This window comes from Paraglaciecola mesophila KMM 241, from assembly GCF_000315015.1.
Classification (GTDB): domain Bacteria; phylum Pseudomonadota; class Gammaproteobacteria; order Enterobacterales; family Alteromonadaceae; genus Paraglaciecola; species Paraglaciecola mesophila.
The window spans coordinates 1-21,220 of record NZ_BAEP01000052.1 but is presented as its reverse complement, the minus strand read 5'-3'; the positions used below and the strand labels follow the sequence as shown (position 1 = coordinate 21,220).

The 21,220-nt window shown below is 43.7% G+C and carries 17 protein-coding genes; 8 read left to right on the top strand and 9 right to left on the bottom strand.

Annotated elements, in window-relative coordinates; genetic code table 11:
- Window positions 1–9 precede the first annotated feature (9 nt).
- The 4 genes from tamB to GMES_RS12235 all read right to left on the bottom strand — a co-directional run bounded on the left by tamB (window position 10) and on the right by GMES_RS12235 (window position 7,333).
- On the bottom strand, window positions 10–3,789 hold the full coding sequence (gene tamB / locus GMES_RS12250; RefSeq protein WP_193362990.1) for an autotransporter assembly complex protein TamB: 3,780 nt from the start codon (window positions 3,787–3,789) through the stop codon (window positions 10–12).
- The gene (locus GMES_RS12245; protein ID WP_052013418.1) at window positions 3,786–5,444 is read right to left on the bottom strand and encodes an autotransporter assembly complex protein TamA; all 1,659 of its coding nucleotides are present in this window, start codon (window positions 5,442–5,444) and stop codon (window positions 3,786–3,788) included. The genes tamB and GMES_RS12245 overlap by 4 nt, the downstream gene beginning before the upstream one ends.
- A gap of 204 nt (window positions 5,445–5,648) precedes the next feature.
- On the bottom strand, window positions 5,649–6,566 hold the full coding sequence (locus tag GMES_RS12240) for a mechanosensitive ion channel family protein (RefSeq protein WP_006993015.1): 918 nt from the start codon (window positions 6,564–6,566) through the stop codon (window positions 5,649–5,651).
- Window positions 6,567–6,730: 164 nt separating this feature from the next.
- Window positions 6,731–7,333, bottom strand: coding sequence for a mechanosensitive ion channel domain-containing protein (locus GMES_RS12235; RefSeq protein ID WP_006993014.1), 603 nt, complete (start codon window positions 7,331–7,333; stop codon window positions 6,731–6,733).
- 304 nt (window positions 7,334–7,637) lie between these two features.
- Between GMES_RS12235 and GMES_RS12230 the strand changes: the two genes are divergently transcribed.
- From GMES_RS12230 to GMES_RS12215, 4 genes are read left to right on the top strand one after another with little or no spacing between them, the layout of a single operon-like run.
- The gene (locus GMES_RS12230) at window positions 7,638–8,360 is read left to right on the top strand and encodes a methylamine utilization protein (protein WP_006993013.1); all 723 of its coding nucleotides are present in this window, start codon (window positions 7,638–7,640) and stop codon (window positions 8,358–8,360) included.
- A complete protein-coding gene (locus GMES_RS12225; protein ID WP_006993012.1) occupies window positions 8,361–10,694 on the top strand; it encodes a bifunctional diguanylate cyclase/phosphodiesterase in 2,334 nt (777 codons plus the stop codon). It begins immediately after the preceding gene.
- Window positions 10,687–11,535, top strand: a complete 849-nt coding sequence (locus GMES_RS12220; RefSeq protein WP_006993011.1) for a DUF3034 family protein — start codon at window positions 10,687–10,689, stop codon at window positions 11,533–11,535. Before GMES_RS12225 ends, GMES_RS12220 begins: the two co-directional genes overlap by 8 nt.
- Complete coding sequence (locus tag GMES_RS12215) at window positions 11,535–11,969, top strand: group I truncated hemoglobin (RefSeq protein ID WP_006993010.1); 435 nt, start codon at window positions 11,535–11,537, stop codon at window positions 11,967–11,969. The genes GMES_RS12220 and GMES_RS12215 overlap by 1 nt, the downstream gene beginning before the upstream one ends.
- A 129-nt stretch (window positions 11,970–12,098) precedes the next feature.
- Here the strand turns inward: GMES_RS12215 and GMES_RS12210 are convergent, their stop codons facing one another.
- Complete coding sequence (locus tag GMES_RS12210) at window positions 12,099–12,572, bottom strand: thioesterase family protein (RefSeq protein WP_006993009.1); 474 nt, start codon at window positions 12,570–12,572, stop codon at window positions 12,099–12,101.
- Window positions 12,573–12,700: 128 nt separating this feature from the next.
- Here GMES_RS12210 and recQ point away from each other — a divergent pair, with 128 nt between their 5' ends.
- Both recQ and dnaB read left to right on the top strand, forming a co-directional pair.
- A complete protein-coding gene (gene recQ / locus GMES_RS12205; RefSeq protein WP_006993008.1) occupies window positions 12,701–14,509 on the top strand; it encodes a DNA helicase RecQ in 1,809 nt (602 codons plus the stop codon).
- A gap of 154 nt (window positions 14,510–14,663) precedes the next feature.
- On the top strand, window positions 14,664–16,055 hold the full coding sequence (gene dnaB / locus GMES_RS12200) for a replicative DNA helicase (protein WP_006993007.1): 1,392 nt from the start codon (window positions 14,664–14,666) through the stop codon (window positions 16,053–16,055).
- Between the two features lie 88 nt (window positions 16,056–16,143).
- Here the strand turns inward: dnaB and GMES_RS12195 are convergent, their stop codons facing one another.
- The 4 genes from GMES_RS12195 to GMES_RS12180 all read right to left on the bottom strand — a co-directional run bounded on the left by GMES_RS12195 (window position 16,144) and on the right by GMES_RS12180 (window position 18,711).
- Window positions 16,144–17,250, bottom strand: coding sequence for an OmpA family protein (locus GMES_RS12195; RefSeq protein ID WP_006993006.1), 1,107 nt, complete (start codon window positions 17,248–17,250; stop codon window positions 16,144–16,146).
- A gap of 88 nt (window positions 17,251–17,338) precedes the next feature.
- Window positions 17,339–17,776 (bottom strand): secondary thiamine-phosphate synthase enzyme YjbQ, encoded by a 438-nt coding sequence (locus GMES_RS12190; RefSeq protein WP_006993005.1) that lies wholly within the window; start codon window positions 17,774–17,776, stop codon window positions 17,339–17,341.
- Complete coding sequence (locus tag GMES_RS12185; RefSeq protein ID WP_006993004.1) at window positions 17,766–18,230, bottom strand: chemotaxis protein CheX; 465 nt, start codon at window positions 18,228–18,230, stop codon at window positions 17,766–17,768. Before GMES_RS12185 ends, GMES_RS12190 begins: the two co-directional genes overlap by 11 nt.
- 49 nt (window positions 18,231–18,279) lie before the next feature.
- Entirely contained in the window at window positions 18,280–18,711 is a 432-nt protein-coding gene (locus GMES_RS12180; RefSeq protein WP_006993003.1) for a transcriptional repressor, read from the bottom strand.
- Window positions 18,712–19,046: 335 nt separating this feature from the next.
- On the opposite strand from GMES_RS12180, the gene nudC reads away from it, so the two are divergent.
- Window positions 19,047–19,862 (top strand): NAD(+) diphosphatase, encoded by an 816-nt coding sequence (gene nudC / locus GMES_RS12175; RefSeq protein WP_006993002.1) that lies wholly within the window; start codon window positions 19,047–19,049, stop codon window positions 19,860–19,862.
- 251 nt (window positions 19,863–20,113) lie between these two features.
- Window positions 20,114–21,181 (top strand): uroporphyrinogen decarboxylase, encoded by a 1,068-nt coding sequence (hemE, locus tag GMES_RS12170; RefSeq protein ID WP_006993001.1) that lies wholly within the window; start codon window positions 20,114–20,116, stop codon window positions 21,179–21,181.
- The last annotated feature ends 39 nt before the right edge of the window (window positions 21,182–21,220 follow it).

Below are 21,220 nucleotides of genomic sequence, written 5' to 3'. Positions count from 1 at the left end.
TTCAGTGACTTACTCAGGTTTTGGCTCTTCCTTGTCATCAAGAGTAAATTGATAATATAAGTTCAGCTCGCTGTTTAAACTGCTTACCGCTTCCAGATAAAGTTTTGGCAATAGCTGGTAACGCAAAGCAACTTCTGAAACAGAGTCAAACACACCTACACCGTAGCGAATTTGCACACCTGGCGCGATATAACCAGAAACCGAAAGCTTGGTTTCATCTCCCGTACCACTGGTATTCAAAGCGAGATCTTCTACACCCAGCTTGCGCCCGATATTGGTCACTTTGTTTTCACTTTTACCTAAACCAAATCCGATTAACGCGCTGGCCAGCGCCCCGTCGCTTGAGGATTCATCAGTACTATTGATTGCTGTGCCGCGTAACAGATACGAAAGCGCCTCTGGCTGCTCCATACTTGGATCTGAAAATACGCTGACTTGAGGCTCTGACGCGCTGCCTTGAATTCGCAAGCCTGCAATCACATCATCCGCGGTTTTGTTAGGATCTCGAATTGCTTCGACCGCAAGATATGGGCTATCTATCGGGCCGCTAAATTGAATTTCTCCTTCTCGTATCACCAAATCTTGGCCATAAGCTTGGTAGCGCCCATTGACCAGATTCAGCTCACCGTTAGCATTAAGGACTTCACCTGCTTGCGTTAATAACAATGCGCCTTCTAAGTCTGAGGTCAAACCAAATGCATCCACTTTGACGTCGTTATTCTTGTCTGGGTCAATATTGATCTGTAGAGATAAATCCAGTGGCAGATTGTTTTCTTTAACGACTTGCTCATGATTTACCAACACCACATCACTAGAAGGTGATAAAGCACTGGGTGGCAACTCCCTCACTTTAATACGGGCGTAGGGTAAAGTGACCTCCCCTTTAACCGATAACCCTGCTTCACCAAATTGCACATTGATGTCAGGCGATAACTTAGCCCTGACGATATTCTGATAGTCGATTTCCATTTCATTTCCCTTAACGTTCACTTTCGCGCTAGGGGTATCTTGCCAACTGAACTCGCCGTCTATTTGGCCCTCTCCGTTGCCTAGTTGGAATGGCCCGCTCAGCGTCGCCGCCTGCCCAGTGAACGTAATAACTTGCTCCACCTGGTTAATGCGCGATGGCAGCATTGAGCCTGCGACTGCACCTTCAACTAACGTCACCTCTCCTTTGATTAACGGCGCGGTTAAGTTGCCGCCGAGCTCAATTTGGCCATCGATACGCCCAGCGAGCTCAGTTAATTGCGGTACAAATTGGGCAGCAGCACCAAGGGTAATATTGCTTAACGTTAGCTGGCCAGAAAGCGGCTTGTCTTGGTCATTTAATTGCAAGTCAACATTTGAGTGCACCTCGCCTAATTGCTTACTTTGCAGTGTCAACTGCGTAACTACGTGCTGAGGTGGGTCATTTTTACCTGCGGTTTTAGCACCCACTTCATCGATTATGGTGTTAACGCGCATGTTAAGCACATCTAACTCAAGGGGTATACTCGCCCCCTCTACCGTCCAAGTAGAAGGCGTTAGACTGATATTAGCTTCAATAATAGGCAGACTTTTTGTGTCCCATTCGCCTTTAGCCACTAAGTTTACTTGGGCGTTGGTATCTATCTTTTGCAGCTGCGCTAGATTAGCGCTTAGCAGTGGTGCCAAGGGTAAGTCGTCAATCGCCACATCAAACTGCGCCCCAGTTGCTGCGTATTCAGCAAGGTGAATACACACGTGTGCATCGTTATCAGATAAACAGAATGGCGCGATACGATATTCATCAGTCGACCAATTAGCCGATATGCTAGGTCCCTCTTCGTCTAACCCAAACTGGCCTGCATCTAAGGCAAAGGTAAGTACATCTAACGCGCCATCCCAATGGCTATCTGACAGACTTCCGTGCAATTTAGTCACGACGTCCGCCATGTTACTGTTAAGCGATAAACTCAGTTGGTGGTCTTGTGCATCACCGTTCAAAGCCACATTTAAATTGGCTATTTTTTGCTGACTGATAACGCTATCGCTAAGTTGCAACTCAATATTGGCCTGTTTCTGAGCATCCCAGATAACTTGCCCTTTGGTAGCGAGTTGTGCGATACGCATATCGGATAAGTCGATGTTATCAGCAGAGCCATTAAAGTTGACTTCAGGGGCGGATATTGTGCCATCAATCTGTGCGTCAAGTTGTGCCCTGCCAGCAAATGAGGGATACAACTGGGATAAGTCTTGCGCGTCGACAGTCAATTGCGCCTGTACGTCTTCAAAGGCCTCTAATGAACCAACAACAATGATTTGATTGTCGCCTGTTTTAACCAACAATTCAGGGATTTCGATACCTTCTTGTGAATCGAAGTTTGCTTCGCCAGAAGCACTTAACTGGTAATCTAGCCATTTGCCAGATGCAACGAGTTCACGCATCTGGGCCATTACGTTTTGGCCATCATATTGCCCGTTCAGGCTGAGCTTGCCTCGTATATTAGCGTCTAGTTCGGGCCAAAAGCGTTGAGGTTGAATATCAGTAAACTGAAGCTGACTTTGCCATTTTGCCAAGGTATCTAGGGCGATATTCCCTGACGCCTGTATTTGCCCCCCAAGGGTATCGATGGCCAATTGAGTAAGCTGCACTTGGCGATTATTGCCCGCAGCGTGCAGGGTCAAAGTCGATTGCGGGACTGAAGCACCTTTGAGGGCGGTATCTAAGGCCAATTTATACTGGTTTATGTCACCAGACAGAGTCAATTGGCCCTTTTCTATCAGTACCTGCGGTTGTTTTATCGGCCACTCGACTGGCTGCCAATTGACATCAAGAGCAACAGGTAATTGCTTTGACTGCAAATCAGCGCTGGCACTGGCCGTTAAATCAACTAAGCCGGTAGTACTTAGCCTAAGTTCGCTGCGCTGCAAATTCCCCTTTAGATTAAGCTTAGCGTCGATGGGGTATGGGCTATTGATGGCAGTATTGAACAACAGCGTTGCTTGGTGCTGCCATTGCTTACCCAAGGTAGCTGTTAGGTCTGCCTCCCCGAAGCTAGAGCTTAGCTGAAACTTTTTCACCGTGAGTAATTTAGGGGTAATATCAATGGTTGCTCGCAGCTTCGTGATATCAATCAGCGGCGCTTTACCTTGAGAAACCACTAGGTCGTCCAGCGCCAAATTATTCCCCCGCATAACGATTGGAAACACAATAGCCGGTAGTGATATCGGCGTGTATTGCCAATTGGCGATTGCTTGCAAATCTAACGGTTGATCACCAGTAGATTTCGCTTCAGGGCTGGCCTCGGGTAACTCAACGCGAACACCATTAAGTGCCAAGTGGTCAATACGCAAAGTACGAAACATGCTGAGCTCACTGGACACAGACTGTATTGTTACTCCTACTGTATCAACCACATCGATGCGAATATTACGCACGTCTAAATTATCCACGGACACCGGCAATGGCAGCGTGATACGCCCTAACGGTTCAGTACTTTCTGGCTCAGGCGATTCGCTTGGTGTGACGTTAACGCCAATACTTTGCGCCCTAAGCTCAGATAGGCATGCTTGCATCGTAGCCACGCACGACCAATTAACATCGATGGCTAATTTTTTGATCTGTAAGCTTAAATCCGGCGTCGAGAAAGCTAATCTTTTGAGCGACAGCTCTGAAAGCAAACTGCCTGAATCGTAATCGATGTCCAACCCGTCTACACTGCTATCAGCAATGGACAGCACGCCTCTCGTGCCCCAAGGCGATGCGATCAACGCAATTAGCAAAACCAAAACGCAAAGGAATATGCCTAAATATTTCAATAGCCTCATAAAGCAGGCCCCATGGAAAAGTGAAAGCGCCATGTGGTTTCTTCCACACTGTTACCTCGAGCAAAATAAAAACGTATTGGTCCAACAGGTGAAACCCAGCTAGCGCCTAAGCCAACACCGGTGGCGAGATCTTTAAATGGTTTATCACTTGCATTACCCACATCCGTAAAAACAGCTAGGCGCCAATCGGTTGCCACCGGGTAGGAATACTCGATACTCGCCACACTCAAATATTGCCCGCCGGTTAATTCATCGTCTTCTTCTGGCGACAACGTATTTAGGGCAAATCCCCGTACGCTTTGATCTCCCCCTGCGAAATAGCGCAAACTCGATGGCACTTGAGAGAAATCATTGGTCGCAATAGCCCCTAACTCTGCCCGAGCGAATAAGCGATGTTTCCCATAGGAACGCAACCATTTAGATTGCAAACTAATACGCACCAAATCGATATCAGAGACCACCTCTTGGGTTGCGCCCTCTAAGGTATATTGCTGTTTATCCCCCCAATTGAGATCCAACCCACCCCGTGTTCTGCGCCGACTTACAGTGACACCGGGCAACAATAAAGTAGTGGTTTGTTCATCTTCAGTTCCTTGAGTGAACTTTTCTTGTTCTAAACGTAAGAAACCAATACGTTTCCAATCGTTATCAGGTTCGCCCCAATGGCGTTGAATAGCCAAGGTGATCGCTTCGCTTTGGGTGTCATTGTCATTTTCGGCTTTAAGACCCGCTTGATAACTCAAATAATTATTCAGTGGGTCTTCAAGCGGCACTTTGTACTTCAAACTGATGTTTTGCTCTGGACTTGAGATAAATGCGTCAGCTGACAAACTATGCCCCTTGCTGTTAACCCAGGGTCGCTGCCATTTAAATCGTAGGCTGGGGCCAGTATCCGTAGAAATACCTCCGCCTATGTTGAATGTGTCTCTGGGCTTAGCGCTGGCAATCAATTCAATGGGTACTTCATCGCCCTGTGCTTTGCTGACCAGTGGACGCGCCACAACTTGTTGAAAATAGCCTGTAAGTTTTAAATTTTGGTTAAACTCCGCTAGCTTGTCTGCGTGGTAAGGCTCACCTTCTTTAAAGGTAGAGACTTCTTGGATAAGGACTTGCGCTTTGTCGTCTTCTGGAATGAGCAGCTTTCCGAAGGCATAACGCTTACCAGCAGCGAAGACTAAGTGAATACTGGCTGAGTAAGTATCAAAATCGATACGAATTTCTTGGGTGGTAAATTTCGCATCAAAATAGCCGCGCACTTGAGCAGTAGACAGCAGCTTGCTTTTTAGGCTTTCATACTGACTTTGCTCTAAGAAAGTACCTTCTTTTAGCTGGGCTTTATCAATAACACTTTGCAATACCGTGTCTGGCTTTTCCGCTCCAACTAGCTCTATTTGACGCTGACTGATTTTCACTCGCGTACCAGCTCGCACTGAGAGGTACAACTCGCTGCACTCTTGGTCTTTTGATATACGTATACTTAAGGTTTCAAGCTGATAATACCCAATTGCTTGAGCCGCTTTGGTTACCGCTTCTTTGATAGTTTGGCGATAGTTTGGCGTAAGCTCACACCCTACAGGGGCACCAATGATGCCGATATGTGTCTCAATATTCTCTTCTAAACGACTATCATCTGCCCCTTCAATATCAACTGACATCGCAAAAACGTGAGGGGCAACAAGCACGAGAAGTGCGATCAACCGAGAAAAAAATAATTGAACAGTCCGTAAAGTGAGCACTGTGACCTCTGTAATTAGATAGCGAGAAGAGCGATGCGATCCCACTTTACCTATCGGCTATGAAAACAATCGATGACTAAGCAAGTTTTATGACAAAAGTAAGCGCGAGACGTCATCTCTTTATTACTTGGCACTATCATCGATATTATTTTTCTCATCAAGTTCATTCTGAAATGATAAAACATTGCCGCTGCGCCTAGCGGCAAACCACATTGTCATAAAATCTTTAATCAGTTTTTGTTCTATTTCTATGGCGCGTTCAGTTGGGCAAAAAATCGCGACTGTCACAACTGAGTCGCCTACATCCGAAGTAGAAACGTTAATATGAGGATCAGGACCAGCAATTTTTACATCGAGGCGTCTCTCAATCGTTTGACTGTACCGGTAGGCAACCTCTTTAAAATCCGCACAATACAACTCAGCTTTTGCCTGTAGCTGATCAATAAACAAATAGGGATTAACGCTCTGGTCCCGTGTGATATTAAAATGGTGCGTCGCGTAACGCTTTAAAAAGTTCAGGTTTTTTATCGTGTTCGTGATCATCGCATTGTTAGGAATAAACAATGTTTTACCTGTGTATTCATACTTATGAATGTCTACCTCTAATAGCGTACTTTTCATCCAGTCAGTTTCAGATACCTCACCAACGATTTCCCCTACTTGCACCCAATCACCAATACGAAAAGGACGGGTAGAGGCCAAATAGAAAAAACCAATTACACATTGAATAAACTCGCGAGTAGCAAGAACAATAGCCACCGCAAATGCAGCAATAGAAAGTGCGAAGTTTTGTAACTCCCCTGCCCACAGACTTAGTAGCAAAAACAACATTACAAAATTGATAAAATTCTTGATGTTATTGACCAAATCTCGCTTGTCTTTCCCTTTGCTGATGGCTCGATTTCGCACGGTTTTCACCAAAGCGTATTTTACGCCTAAAATGAAGAATGCCAGCAGGATAGTTAACACAACCTTGTTACTGAAAAGGGCATTAAGGAAAAGTGAGAGGTGCTCTAGAACGGGTGGAAAATCTATACTCATTTACGGCTTCATACTTGTTAGCTATTCGAATGGACTGATCGAGTATCAATTTAAGCTAAGGTATCACTGTGTGAAAACGTGTTAAAAACAGGCACGCCAAGCTAGGTGTTGATATATGACCTATTTTAGCATGCTTAACGGTGGCAAATGAGTTAGAAGTAGGATTATTTTTTACGTATTTGCTGCGTTTTCTTTTCAGGTCTATCGGTAAACTTACCCACTGTCTTCCACTTCGCTCTGGGGTTGATAATACTAGGGCGAGTTAGAATTAGGTTGTTTGGATAAACGATAATTTCTCGGTCTTCGGTGATGAGCTTAGTATTGAATAAGTTGATCTCAGTGATAAAGCCTTCCACATAGTTATCAGCATCCAATACACGAATAAAATTACCTCGGCGAAATGACGTTTGAAATAACAGCAGAAAGTAAGCTGTTATGTTACTCAGCAATGACCAACTCGCGAAGAATGCCACACCTGTTAGAGTAATAAGCGAGGTCGATATCACTAATAACCCACTGAAATCGATCCCCCACGCTATTAATATTACCGCTAAGGTTAATATGCCAACGACCAAGCGAATAATATGGTAAGCCCTCAGCACTTCAGGTGACTTTAAATTACTTTCATCTATTTTCTTTTCTATCTTAGGCAAGGTCCATTTAGTGACTAACACATACACAAGTAGCATTACCAGAGTCCAAATAAGACTACCCATATAGAGCTGAGCCCAATCTAAAATTTTATCAGCCCACTGTGTTTTTAACATTTATAACGATTCCGATGATATGCCGCTGAAAGATTTACAACGCGCCTAATAGCTCAATAGTTGACTGGCAATTTAATGTAAATGCCTATGTTAGTCGATAAAAAGAATATCCAAAGCATCAGTTGATTTTGATTAAGCCTGTCTCATCATCACGTTTAGTGCTTTTAAGTTATAAAAACCTACCTAGTTGACGAATTTTATGCAAATTTACGATCCAAAGTGCTTTTTAAAGATGCATGTGTAATATTAAATTGTGCAAAAAATGACGCTAAATAATAAGCCAGATAATAGGATTCAAGTTCTTATGAGAAAGGGATGTAAGATTAACACCAACCAATCACGCTGGATGGACAAATTCTCCCTGCTCGTGTTTTCATTGGTTAGTTATGCAGCCAGCGCAACACAAGAAATACAGTTTAAAATCGTTGATCAAATCGGCAATCCTATTGCTAATGCCGTTGTGAGTGCAAGCGGGGAACCCACCGATGATATCGCCAACATCCCAGTAATGGATCAAATCAATTCGCAGTTTTCTCCTCATGTTTTGGTTGTACAAAAATACCAGTCGGTACGCTTTCCGAACAGTGATGACATACGTCACCATATTTACAGTTTTTCTCAGCCTAAGCCTTTTGAGATACGACTTTATAAAGGCGAAGACTCCACTCCTATTAGATTTGACAAGTCTGGCGTCGTGGTATTGGGCTGCAATATTCACGACCAGATGCTTGGCTACATTTATATAGCTGAAAATGAAATTACCGCCGTCACAGACCAAAATGGCCTTGCAAGGCTGCGCACACAAGCAACTGAGTTTACTTTTTGGCATGCTAATTTGTCTGCCAGTAATTCAGAGCGCGTGACGAAGTCATTCGCCCGAGAACATACTCTGGCTAATGAAAAGACTAAGAGTACAATCAATAGAGTAAGTGAACTGAAAACAGTGACCTTGGCGCTTTTAGAGAAAAATAAAACAGAAGTTAAACGCCGCAAGTTTTCGCGTAAATTTTCCTCTAGGGAGCAGTAATTGGCCACTAGAAAGCTAAACCAAAGCATTTTCCGTCTTGTTGTAGGTTTGGTTGTACTCACCGCCACCCTGATACTCATCAATGTGTGGACCTCGACGAGCAAGCACGCCCAAAATCAATTAAACAGTGATCTTGAAGTCGCTCAAAACGTTTTTGAGCAAGTATTAGAGAGTCGGGAGAACGTGCTTTACAACTCAGCAAGTGTATTGACTGCTGATTTTGGCTTCAAACAAGCCGTTGCTTCAGGCGATATTCCTACGATCAACAGCGCGTTGTACAACCATGGCGGGCGGATCACAGCCGATTTGATGGCGCTAGTGTCTCTGGGCGGCAGCAACATCACTAGCGTTCCGGATATTTTGCCAACAGAAACGCCCTTCCCTTATTCAAAAATAATACAAAATGCCCTGCTAAATGGTGGTGCAGCGTCGTTGCTAGTTATCGATAAAAAGTTGTACCAAGTAATGATGCTGACTATCGATGCGCCGACCCCTATTGCCGTCGCCGTCATTGGATTTGAGATAGATCATGGATGGGCTCAACAGCTCAAAGATGTCACTCAGTTGGATACCACCATACAAGTGCAAGCCGATGGAGCAAATAACCTCACAATCAGTACCTTGCCTAGTGAAATTTTAGAGGTCGCGTTATCAGAGCAAGGGCAAACGTTGTCTTGGCTTTCACTGACCCTATTCAATGATGCTCCTTTTGTATCTCGGCAGTTTTTGTTGGCGGACGAAGGGAATTTAAAAGTGATTATTACACTGTCGAATGATGTTCATCGTCTATTTGCAGATTTTAACGCTCTGCAGCTGAATATCTTGTTCATAGCGTTACTAGCAATTATTTTGGCATTGTGTTTTGCAGCGTTATTCTCCCGAAAAGTTGCTAAACCACTAGTTGCGCTTGCGGATATTGCCCAGCGCATTTCCACCGGTGACTACAATAAGACGATCGTTGCCCATTCTAACTCTACCGAAGTAAAAAACTTAGCCCAAGCGTTGGAATCGATGCAATCTAACATTCGCAAACGTGAGGAAAAAATAAGCTATCAGGCACAGCACGACATACTGACCGGTTTGAATAATCGCTACAATATGGAAGCGCTGCTTTGCGCTAAATTCAAGGAAAATAAACCCTTTCAGGTATTAGGCATTAACGTGTTTGGTTTTCGAAGTATTAACGACGTGTTTGGTTATCACAATGGCGACATTTGCCTGCAAGTACTTGCCAATCGAATACTCGAACATGGTGGGCTAGGCGCTAGATTAGCAGGCGGGGAACTACTTTGGGTGCCTGATGAACACCTCTCACCTGAACAGGTCGTGCAATTTATAAATAGCTTAGAACAACCCATTGATACTGGTGATTCATCCATCATGGCCAAGTTATCCATAGGAATGCTGAATTGCCCGTATGACGCGGCCAATGCCGAAGAGCTTTTCAGACGTGTTAATATCGCACTCGATGAAACGAACTTGTCAGATCAGCCGATACTTGCCTACCAACCGGAGTTTGAGCATCGTTATCTTCGCCGATTATCCATTATTGCTGAGCTTAAAACTGCTTTGCAAGAGCAGCAAGATGAGTTGAGCCTTTTTTACCAACCTAAGTTAGATTTAAAAACAGGTAGGGTCACTAAGGTAGAAGCCTTGATTCGTTGGAACAATGCCATACTGGGCTTTGTTTCCCCTGACGATTTTATTAGCGTTGCCGAGCAAGCCGGGTTCATCGGAAAAATTACTGACTGGGTTATCAATCAAGCCATAAAAGACGCGGTTACTCTCAGAAATGCTGGTATTGAGATGAGTATCGCCATCAATTTATCAGCGAAAGATGTGATGGACCAGTCCCTATTGCCTCATTTATCTTTGCTAATGGAAACAAGCCAATTAAGCAGTAAGGCCTTGAGTTTTGAGATGACAGAGAGCGATTTGGTGCAAGAGCCTGTAAAGGCAATTCAGCAGTTACAAGCGTTTAGAGATAGAGGCTTTGAGATAGCGATTGATGATTTCGGTACCGGTTACTCGTCCATGGCGTATTTAAAGCATTTGCCTGTCACTACTTTAAAAGTAGACAAAAGCTTTGTCCTATCCCTTGATTCTCAGCAAGGTGATCAGAAAATCGTGCAAACAGTTATCGAGTTAGCTCACAGCTTCGGTCTAAATGTGGTGGCCGAAGGTATAGAAAGTCAAGCGACACTCCTTTTGTTGAAAAAATGGGGTTGCGAGTTTGCGCAAGGCTATTACATGTGTAAACCCATCCCATTCGATGATTTGATTACTTGGCAAAACACACACCAATTAACTAACTGGTTTGAACAAGATGCTTAGAAAAACATGGTTTAGACATTCAAGTGCGTTACTACTTTATCTACTCAGCAACGCGGCTTTTTCTCAGGAAGGCAAACTCATAGCAACCGCAGGTCTAGTGCAGTTAGAAGGCAGCGGTGGCGGCGGTATTGTTCCATGGGCCACGTTATCGGGGTACGATAGTCGAGATGAAGTATCTGTTAGTGCGCTTATGACGCAAGTAAATATGGATGATTATCGCTTAAACGTATTGGGGTTAAGCGCGTCTTTTTACGATCAGGTTGAAGTCAGTGTCGCTCAACACCGATTCGATTTAAAAGAGGCGGGGGTCGATATTAAGCAAAGTATATACGGCGTTAAGTATCGCGCTTATGGAGACGTTGTATATTCTCGCTGGCCACAAATAAGCATAGGAATTCAACACAAAGTGCTTGAGGACGAAGGCATTGCTAAAGCCGTTGGTGCCAATAAAAGCGCCGCTGGTACGGATTTTTACATTGCAGCTACCAAAGTGCATTTAGGTGCGCTTGCAGGTTACAATACGGTGTGGAACCTTACCGTTAGAGCAACGAAAGCCAATGAAATGGGTTTATTAGGTTTCGGCGGCGTTAACAACGATGACTATGAAATGATGTTAGAAGCGTCTGCGGGTATCTTGTTTTCTCGCAACCTTGCGGTAGGTATTGAATATCGACAGAAACCCGACAATTTAGGCTTAGGTGAAGATGATTGGAAAGACCTTTTCATTACCTATATTCCTAGCAAACATTTCAGTGTGACCTTGGCGTGGGCAGATTTAGGCTCAATAGCCGGCGCAAATGGTCAAGATGGCGTCTACCTCTCTCTTAATGGACAACTTTAATGAATGCTATAAAACTATTATTGATGCTATTCCTTATATCACTTATTTTTGGAACGATCGCATGCGTATCACATGCTCAACAATCAGTTTATGCTCAGATGGGCGGTCAGCCAAAGGTAGAAGAAGTAGTAGAAAATTTCATTGAAGAAATTGAATTCGATCGGGTTATTTTTGAATATTTTAAGGATACAGATGTTGACCGCTTTAGAGAAAAGCTGATTGAACATGTATGCTACCTTACCGGAGGGCAGTGTGAATACACTGGCGACGCTATGGTCCGTGTGCATGCAGGCATGGATATAACAGAAACCGATTTTAATCGGGGGGTCGATTTATTTATAAATGCAATGAACAAGGCGCAAATACCTCACCCTATACAGAACAAGGTCTTGGCAATATTGGCCAAGACACGCAAAGAGATAATTTACTTGTAACTCTGAGTTCTAACTATATATATTTTTATAGCAAAGTTTCGAAGAAAAAGAGTCAATGATTAAAGTCACATGGCAAAAGGAATAAAGTCACAGAGGTCGCAAATATATTTAGCTAGATCCCTTACTTAGTTACCCAACTAAATAAGTCCCTGTCCCAGATGCAATATGTTGACCTTGCTCGTTGTGTAACTCCATTCTGCATACGGCTACCCTTCTCCCCCTACGAATAACGCTAGCGGTTGCTACGAATTCTTCTCCTTTTCCTGGGCGCAAGTAATCTACCCGCATATCGATTGTACCGTTATTGGCTAAGGTATTTTTAAAGTCTTCGACGTCTTCGGGTTTAAGCTGCTTTATTCCGTACATAAGTGCAACCACGCTGCCTACTGTATCGAGAATGGCGGCGGTTGCTCCCCCATGCAAAATTTTATGTACCGGGTTACCCATGAGCATGTTGCTCCAGGGCATACGTATTTGCACTTCATGATCAGCCAAGGTTTCAATTTGAAATCCCAGCGCTTGGTTAAAAGGCATACTGGTTTGAAAAAACTCGATGACGAATTCAGCCAACTGCTCTGGCGTTAAGCTTTTGTTATCGCTCATATAATCTTCCTTATTCCGGCGAAGTTCCCAATGTGACGAAGTTTTTAGTTATTGGCAAGTGATGTATGGTGTAAAAACACGTAAAATGCGCGCAGAATTTTTGTTTTAGAGCCTGATTTTTGTCCCAAATGCCCCCCGCTACAAGCGCTATCAACAGCGCCCAATCCGTTTTAAAAACGGTTTTCGGTTATGATGAATTTCGTGACGGTCAGCACGACGTCATCGAAAAGATATTACAAGGTCATGATGTCTTAGTACTTATGCCTACGGGAGGAGGGAAATCACTTTGTTATCAAATACCGGCTTTGGTGCTCGAGGGGTTAACCATTGTTGTCTCACCTCTTATCGCACTTATGAAAGACCAAGTAGACGCCCTCGTAGCATCGGGGGTCAGTGCAGCCTATATTAATTCAAATCTAAGCAGCGAAGAAATGCACAATGTTTATCGCGGCATGCAAGATGGTCGTTACAAACTCATTTATGTCGCCCCTGAGCGCTTAATGCAATTTGATTTTATTCAGCGCTTACACAGTCTAGAACTCGCCCTGTTTGCCGTTGATGAAGCCCACTGCGTTTCACACTGGGGTCATGATTTTCGCAAAGAGTACCGTCGACTAGGTCAATTAAAACAACAATTTCCTAATGTTCCGGTGGTGGGGCTGACCGCTACGGCAGATATCACAACACGCAGTGATATCTTGCAGCAACTCGCCCTACAGGATCCGTTCATTTTTAAGGGTAGCTTTGACAGGCCAAATATCCGCTACAACCAATTGTTCAAATACAAAGCCACTGATCAGGTGATTCAATACGTAAAACAACAAGAAGGTAGCGGCATTATTTATTGTAACAGCCGCAAAAAAGTTGACGATTTGAGTATTGCGCTTGCCAGACAAGGTATCAACTGTGCTGGTTATCATGCCGGCCTTGAAGGCCCGATACGAGATAAAATCCAACGGGATTTTATTCAAGATAACATCGACATCATTGTGGCCACCGTAGCATTTGGTATGGGGATCAATAAATCAAATGTGCGCTTTGTCGTTCATTTCGATTTGCCACGTAGCGTGGAAGCCTATTATCAAGAAACAGGGCGCGCTGGGCGAGACGGTATGCCGGCAGAAGCATTACTTTTGTTTGATGAAAAAGATGCTGCACGTATACGCCAATGGATTGGTATGGGTGATAACCCAGAACGTCTAGATATCGAATTGCAAAAATTTGCCGCTATGGAGGCGTTCGCAGAGGCTCAGACTTGCAGGCGACAAGTCTTACTCAACTACTTTTCCGAATATTCTGCCCATGACTGCGGTAACTGTGATATTTGCCTCGACCCACCGAAGCGATTCGATGGAACTGTACCGGCGCAGATGGTGTTGTCGTGTATTTATCGTTTAGGTCAGAATGTCGCCAGCCAGTATGTCATAGATGTGTTACGTGGTAAGAAGCTCAAACGCATCGTTGAGCAAGGTCATGATAGCCTCAGTACGTTTGCTATTGGCAAAGATAAGTCTGATGCGCACTGGCACAATATAATTAATCAGCTGATCCACAAAGGTTTTCTGCGCATCGACATTACACAAAGCGCCGTGCTTAAACTAACCGAGGAAGCCAGAGGCGTACTTGCAGGTAAATTAGAACTGGCGTTAGCGGTGCCGCGTCTGACAATTGATTCTGGCAAAAAATCAAAACTCAAAGAGATGAACTACGATCGTAAATTGTTTGCCAAATTAAAGCACTTACGAAAGTCCATTGCACAAAGAGAAGATGTGCCTCCATTCGTCGTTTTCAGCGACGCAACTCTGGCGGACATGGCCGATAAACTGCCACAGTCTAAAACCGATTTTTTAGAGGTTAATGGCGTCGGGCAAACCAAGCTAGACCGCTATGGCAGCGAGTTCCTAGCAGCAATATCTGCTTATTCGCAAGATTTGTAGTGCTAAAATAGTCCATACTTTGGCTGACAATAATACTTTTTTATAACCGTATTTTCATCGTTAACCCCATACCTTACTGCGTTATCTTACCTTTACTAACAGGGGTAATTTGGCGCATACTAGTCACCTGTTCTTGAGGATAAATGTACCTTCTGTGAAAGCCGTTTCAGCAAAAAATAAAGATCAAAAAGTCGAAAAGCTTAAAGTTCCTCCGCATTCCATTGAAGCAGAGCAATCTGTGCTGGGCAGTATGTTAATTGCACCTGACTCATGGGACAAAGTCGCTGAACTTGTCACCGAGGAAGATTTTTACAACCGCTCTCATCAGGTCATTTATGGCGCGATTCTGCGTTTACTGAAAAACAACCATCCCATTGATTTAATTACTGTTTCAGAAGATTTAGAGAATCTAGACGAACTCGAAGAAGCAGGTGGTTTCGCCTATTTAGGCGAGTTAGCGAAAAACACGCCAAGTGCCGCTAACGTCACCGCCTATGCCAATATTATAAAAGAGCGCGCAGTTGTTAGAGAGTTAATTGGTGTGGCTCACGATATCGCCGATGTGGGTTATAACCCCGAAGGTCGAAATAGCGGCGAATTACTCGACATGGCGGAAAGTCGAGTTTTTGAAATTGCAGAAAAGCGTACCGCAAAAAACGAAGGCCCCCGAGGCATTGAATCAGTACTAACAAAAACCATTGACCGCCTTGAAGAATTAGTTAAAAACAATAAAGAAGTGACTGGTGTCTCGACCGGATACACAGATTTAGACAAGAAAACCAGTGGCTTACAGCCTTCAGATTTGATCATAGTTGCCGCGCGTCCTTCTATGGGTAAAACCACATTCGCTATGAACTTGTGTGAAAACGCCATGTTATTGGAAGAAAAGCCAGTTTTGGTATTCAGCTTAGAGATGCCCGCCGAACAGATCATGATGCGTATGCTTGCCTCACTAAGCCGCGTAGATCAAACCAAGATCCGTACCGCTCAATTAGATGATGAAGATTGGGCCCGCATGTCCAACACTATGGCCATGCTCAAAGACAAAGATAACCTTTACGTCGATGACTCATCCGGTTTGACACCAATGGAAGTGCGTACGCGTGCACGTAAATTGGCTCGCGATCGCGGTGGTATTAGCCTGATTATGATCGATTACCTGCAACTGATGCAGGTGCCGGGCTTAAGTGATAACCGTACTTTGGAAATCGCCGAAATTTCTCGCTCATTAAAGTCTCTAGCGAAAGAGCTGGAAGTGCCAGTAGTTGCCCTTTCGCAGCTGAACCGAGGACTAGAGCAGCGTTCAGATAAACGCCCAATTAATTCGGATTTGAGGGAGTCAGGTTCAATCGAGCAAGATGCCGATTTGATCATGTTTATTTATCGAGACGAAGTGTATAACGAAGGCAGTGAAGATAAAGGCGTGGCTGAAATCATTATTGGTAAACAGCGTAACGGCCCTATTGGTACGTCAAGACTTACCTTCCAAGGACAGTTTTCTCGATTTGACAATTATGCCGGGCCACCCAGAGACGACGAGTATTAATCTTCCTCTCAACTGAATCGCAGACATAAAAAAGGAGGTGAATTTCACCTCCTTTTTTTGTACTCGAAACTGTTATAGAACCAAGTAATTACTTAGTTAGTTTCTCACGCTTAGAAGCACTAACACGCGCTACAATGCGACGGTTAATTTTGTTAGCTTCTTTAGCTGTAGGTGCGTCAAGCAATTTGCTTTCACCGAAACCAACTGCTGTGATACGAGCAGGTTTGATATCGTAATCTTCAATCAATACCATACGTACCGCTTTTGCACGCTCTTCAGATAACCACTGGTTGTAGTCACTTTCACCAGGAGCTGACGCGTAACCTTCGATTACAGTATCAGTTGAAGGGAAGCGCTTCATGAATGCTGCAAAGTCACGGATGTCGCTGTTTGCACGGTTTGCAATTTCTGCACTGTTGTTGGCGAACAAAATGCGCAATGTTTCTTCAACTTCAACTTCAGTAAAAATGCTACAACCAGTTGCATCTACTTGATCAGTTGAAGGCGTGTTTGCACACTTATCTTTGCTATCTAAGACACCATCGTTGTCTGAATCAGATTCAGTCACAGCGGCGGCGAGTGCGCAACCCATAGCGTCTACTTTAACGCCAGGAGCAGTACCAGGACATTTGTCCATGCTGTTATTTACGCCGTCGTTATCAGAATCGCGAGTCACTGGCGCTGAAGTCGCACCAAAGCTATACGCTAGACCAATTTTTGCGCTTACGTCGTTATACGCTTCACCAAAATCATGATATGCAGCGATTTCAGTAATAACACGCCATTTGTCATTGATTGACCAGTGCTTACCGATACCAACGTTAGCTAGACGTGAACTGTCTGTGATATCAAGGTGCTTAACACCTGCGAATACATACATTAAGTCGTCAGGCAGGAAGTACATGGCGTCAACGCCAAGACGGTTACCAGACTCATCACCTAAGCCATTAGTTTGGTCGATGTTTAAGTGTGACCATTCTAATCTTGCAGCCCACTGAGGCTTAAAGCGAAAGCCTAGTTCAGCACCGAAGCCAACACCGTCATCATAAAATGTAGGCGCGCCATCTAGCTCACCATCAGTTTTATAATATTCACCGAAACCACCTACCCATTTGTCGCCTACTGGCGCAGATTGTGCGAAAGCGCCACTGGTAAAAGCAAGTAAGATACCCATGGCTGTCATGGTTTTTTTCATAATAAACGTCCTTAATGTAATGTGTTAATCATTCGATATAACGTGCGATTTAACGTCGATATATACTCTGATTCAGTGTGTAAAATATTTATTGGCCGGTAATTGTTGCAATCACGCTACGCTCACCACCATGATTTCTATGCTCTCCCAAATATATTCCCTGCCATGTACCTAGCGCTAACCTTCCGTTTTGTATAGGAATTGTTATGTTGCTCCCAAATACACTGGCTTTAATATGTGCTGGCATATCATCCGAACCTTCATAAATATGCAGATAATATGCCGCATTCTCTGGAACAGCTTGATTAATGTGACTCTCTAGGTCTGACCTGACTGTTGGGTCTGCATTTTCATTAATCGTTAAACTGGCACTTGTATGCTGAATAAACAAATGCAAGATACCAATGTTTATCGTCGCTAAAACTTCTAACTGCCTTTCTATTTCATCTGTGATGAGATGAAATCCTCTAGGTTTAGCACGAAGGCTTAACTGGAATTGTTGCCAAATCGGTAAACTATTTGTCAAAACACATCTCTAAATACACTTTACCGTGTTCATTAGCGAATGGCATGATCAATTTTCGACCAGATGCCGTGTGACTCAGTGTATGATTTTTACCAAAAACTACAACCGGTGTTGCCATACCAAAATTGTAACCAAGTTTAGCTAATTCGTTTTTTGCACCACCACAAATCATATTGGTGATTTCGCCAACCATATCGGCCACGTCTTCATTGACAGATTCTAGTTGCTCTCCGAGCATATTATGCATCACTTTAAGCGCAATGCTGGTTTCAAAAGTAATTGATAGTGACCCTTTCACATCGTCACCAACCATGCCAATTAGACCCGACACATCACCTTTCGCTGCAGAATCCGTTTTCTTCTGTGGCTTGCCTGGTACCAACTCTAATTGGGCCATGGTACTGAGAACGTTGCGTAAAGCGGCAATGAACGGATTTATAAATTCTGCATTCATTGTTGCCATACTTCCTGTCGATTACTAAATATCTGCACTCGCTTGAATACTATTGGCATGCTGTACACAAACCATGCGCCTCTATAGTTTGTTTTGACACCTTAAATCCATGGGACTCAGCATGCTTTACTAAGGTATCTTGCAGCCCTTCAGATTGAATTTCTTTAACCAAGCCGCAATTGTCGCATATTAAAAACTGTACTGGATGGCTACACCCGAAATGATGACAAGCGACAAATGCATTGGTCGATTCCAATCGATGGATCAGACCGAACTCAAGCAAAAAATCCAAAGTACGGTAAACGGTCGCAGGCTTAGCATTCGTTTCCGTTTCTTTCAATGTATCAAGCAAGTCATAGGCACCAACAGCACCTTCTTTTTCTAACAATAGGGCGTACACGGTTTCTCTTAAATGGGTAAAACGTGCGCCTTTTTGTTCACAATATTGACGTGCTTTTTCTACTTGCGATCCAATACTCATCTTTATGTTGCAGACCTTCCAGTTAATCAAGCTGCCTTTTAAACGTAAAAGAATAGCGCTCAATCATAATTATCTGATTATTTTAGTGAAGTATATCACTCATCTAAAAGGGTTTGTATGAATAGTAGCTTGATTTACTTCATAAAGTTGAGGAATTAATGCACATAATGAGTATCATTGTGGACAAGCAATTCTTAATGAAAGCTGAACCAATCTGTTTTAGGTGCAAAATGTTATATCGCTAAGTGATAATTCTTGCATTCTTTCCTACTAAAAGTGTTCATCGAGTAGGTAGCAGTATCATCTTAGTGCCGATAAATAAGTGATAAAAACCTATGATCAAACAAAATGTAAACATCAATGTTGATGCCCCCAGCATCTGGTTTATTTTCAGCGCCGAAAAACTGCTAGTGCCTATAGAGCAGCCTGGTCCAATTGTCGAAGCATGGAACAAACTAGAGTTTGCTCACGCATACAAAGAGCAAGTTGTGCAGGTAGGTGAGCATAATGGGCAAGTGTGCTATCTCGTCGATATGGGTAATGAACTCATCGAACAAGCGGGATTAGAACTAAGTCACCTCCGATCGTTATTGCTTCATGATGAAATGGATATATTTTCTGTGGCGGCCCGAGCTTGGCAAGTCGCTCTATTTCTTCGTACTCATAGGTTTTGCGGCCAATGTGGTTCTACCATGCAAAAAATAGATTGGGAAATGGCCATGCACTGTCATCGCTGCCATCACAGATGCTATCCAAGAATATCGCCCTGCATTATTGTTGCTATCCGCCACGAAGACAAAATTTTACTGGCACAAGGTAAACCCCAGAAAGAACGCAATATGTTCTCAACATTGGCTGGTTTTGTTGAAAGCGGAGAGACCCTAGAGGATGCTGTTCACAGAGAAGTATTTGAAGAAGTGGGTGTCGCGATAAAAAATATTAGATATATGTCTAGCCAGCCTTGGCCTTTTCCACATTCATTAATGGTCGGCTTCTTAGCAGACTTTGACAGCGGTGATATCAATGTAGATGGGCACGAAATCATTGAAGCCCATTGGTTTAAATATGACGAGCTGCCGAATATACCACCGAAGTTTTCTATTGCAGGGCAATTAATTGAACGCACGATTGAAGAAATTTGCCAAGACTGAAAAAAACACCAGACATAAAAAACCCCACTTTAAGTGGGGTTCGAATATTTTAGCGTCTAAGTCTCGTTTTTTCGAGCTTCTTATTGTTAGTTTGCTTGCGCAACATTGTTATAACAGAGTTTCTGGTTACGTTGCAAGTTTTTACAAAATTTAGGTTGATTTCGCTTCTTCCTTGAAATTAACAAGGTACAATGTCGACTTTTTTGGCCTAGGACTGGCGCACTACTTTCACAGATGTATAGAGGAAATTCATGAATTCGTTAAAAAACGATCGTTATCTACGCGCTTTACTTCGCCAACCAGTCGATGTCACCCCTGTGTGGATGATGCGTCAAGCAGGCCGTTATTTGCCTGAATACAAAGCAACGCGCGCGCAAGCCGGTGATTTCATGTCATTATGCAAGAATGCAGAGCTAGCATGCGAGGTGACGCTACAACCTCTTCGTCGCTTTGATTTAGACGCCGCTATACTGTTTTCTGACATACTCACTATTCCTGATGCGATGGGGTTAGGATTGTATTTCGAGCAAGGGGAAGGTCCAAAATTCTCTAAACCAATTACTTGTATGGCAGATATTCAGAATCTACCCGCACCAGATCCTGAGCAAGAATTACAATATGTGATGAATGCAGTGCGTACCATTCGTAAAAACTTACAAGGTGAAGTACCACTTATTGGGTTCTCTGGTAGTCCTTGGACACTAGCCACTTACATGATTGAAGGCGGTTCAAGCAAGGCGTTTACTAAGATTAAAAAGATGGCGTTTAGCGATCCTAAAGCGCTGCATCTATTGCTTGATAAACTTGCTGACTCCGTCATTTTATATCTCAATGCCCAAATTGCTGCAGGCGCTCAATCAGTCATGGTATTTGATACTTGGGGTGGCGTATTGTCTCCTCGCGATTACCAAGACTTTTCACTGCAATATATGCATAAAATTGTTGATGGTTTGACCCGCGAAAATGATGGTCGTAAAGTACCCGTCACCTTATTCACCAAAAACGCTGGTATGTGGTTGGAGTCTATAGCCGCAACTGGTTGTGATGGAGTAGGCTTAGATTGGACTATCGATATCGACAACGCGAAAGCCCGCGTGGGTGATAAAGTCGCTTTACAAGGTAACATGGACCCATCCATGCTTTATGCTGCACCAGAACGTATAGAGCAAGAAGTGCAGACAATACTAGCTGGATTTGGTGAAGGCCCAGGGCACGTATTCAACTTAGGGCATGGCATTCATTTAGATGTTCCCCCCGAGAACGCTAAAGTATTTGTCGATGCAGTGCACAAATATAGTGCTCAGTATCATAAAGGCTAAACACTAGTTTCCAGTACACCTAACAAAAAGGCAGCGAAA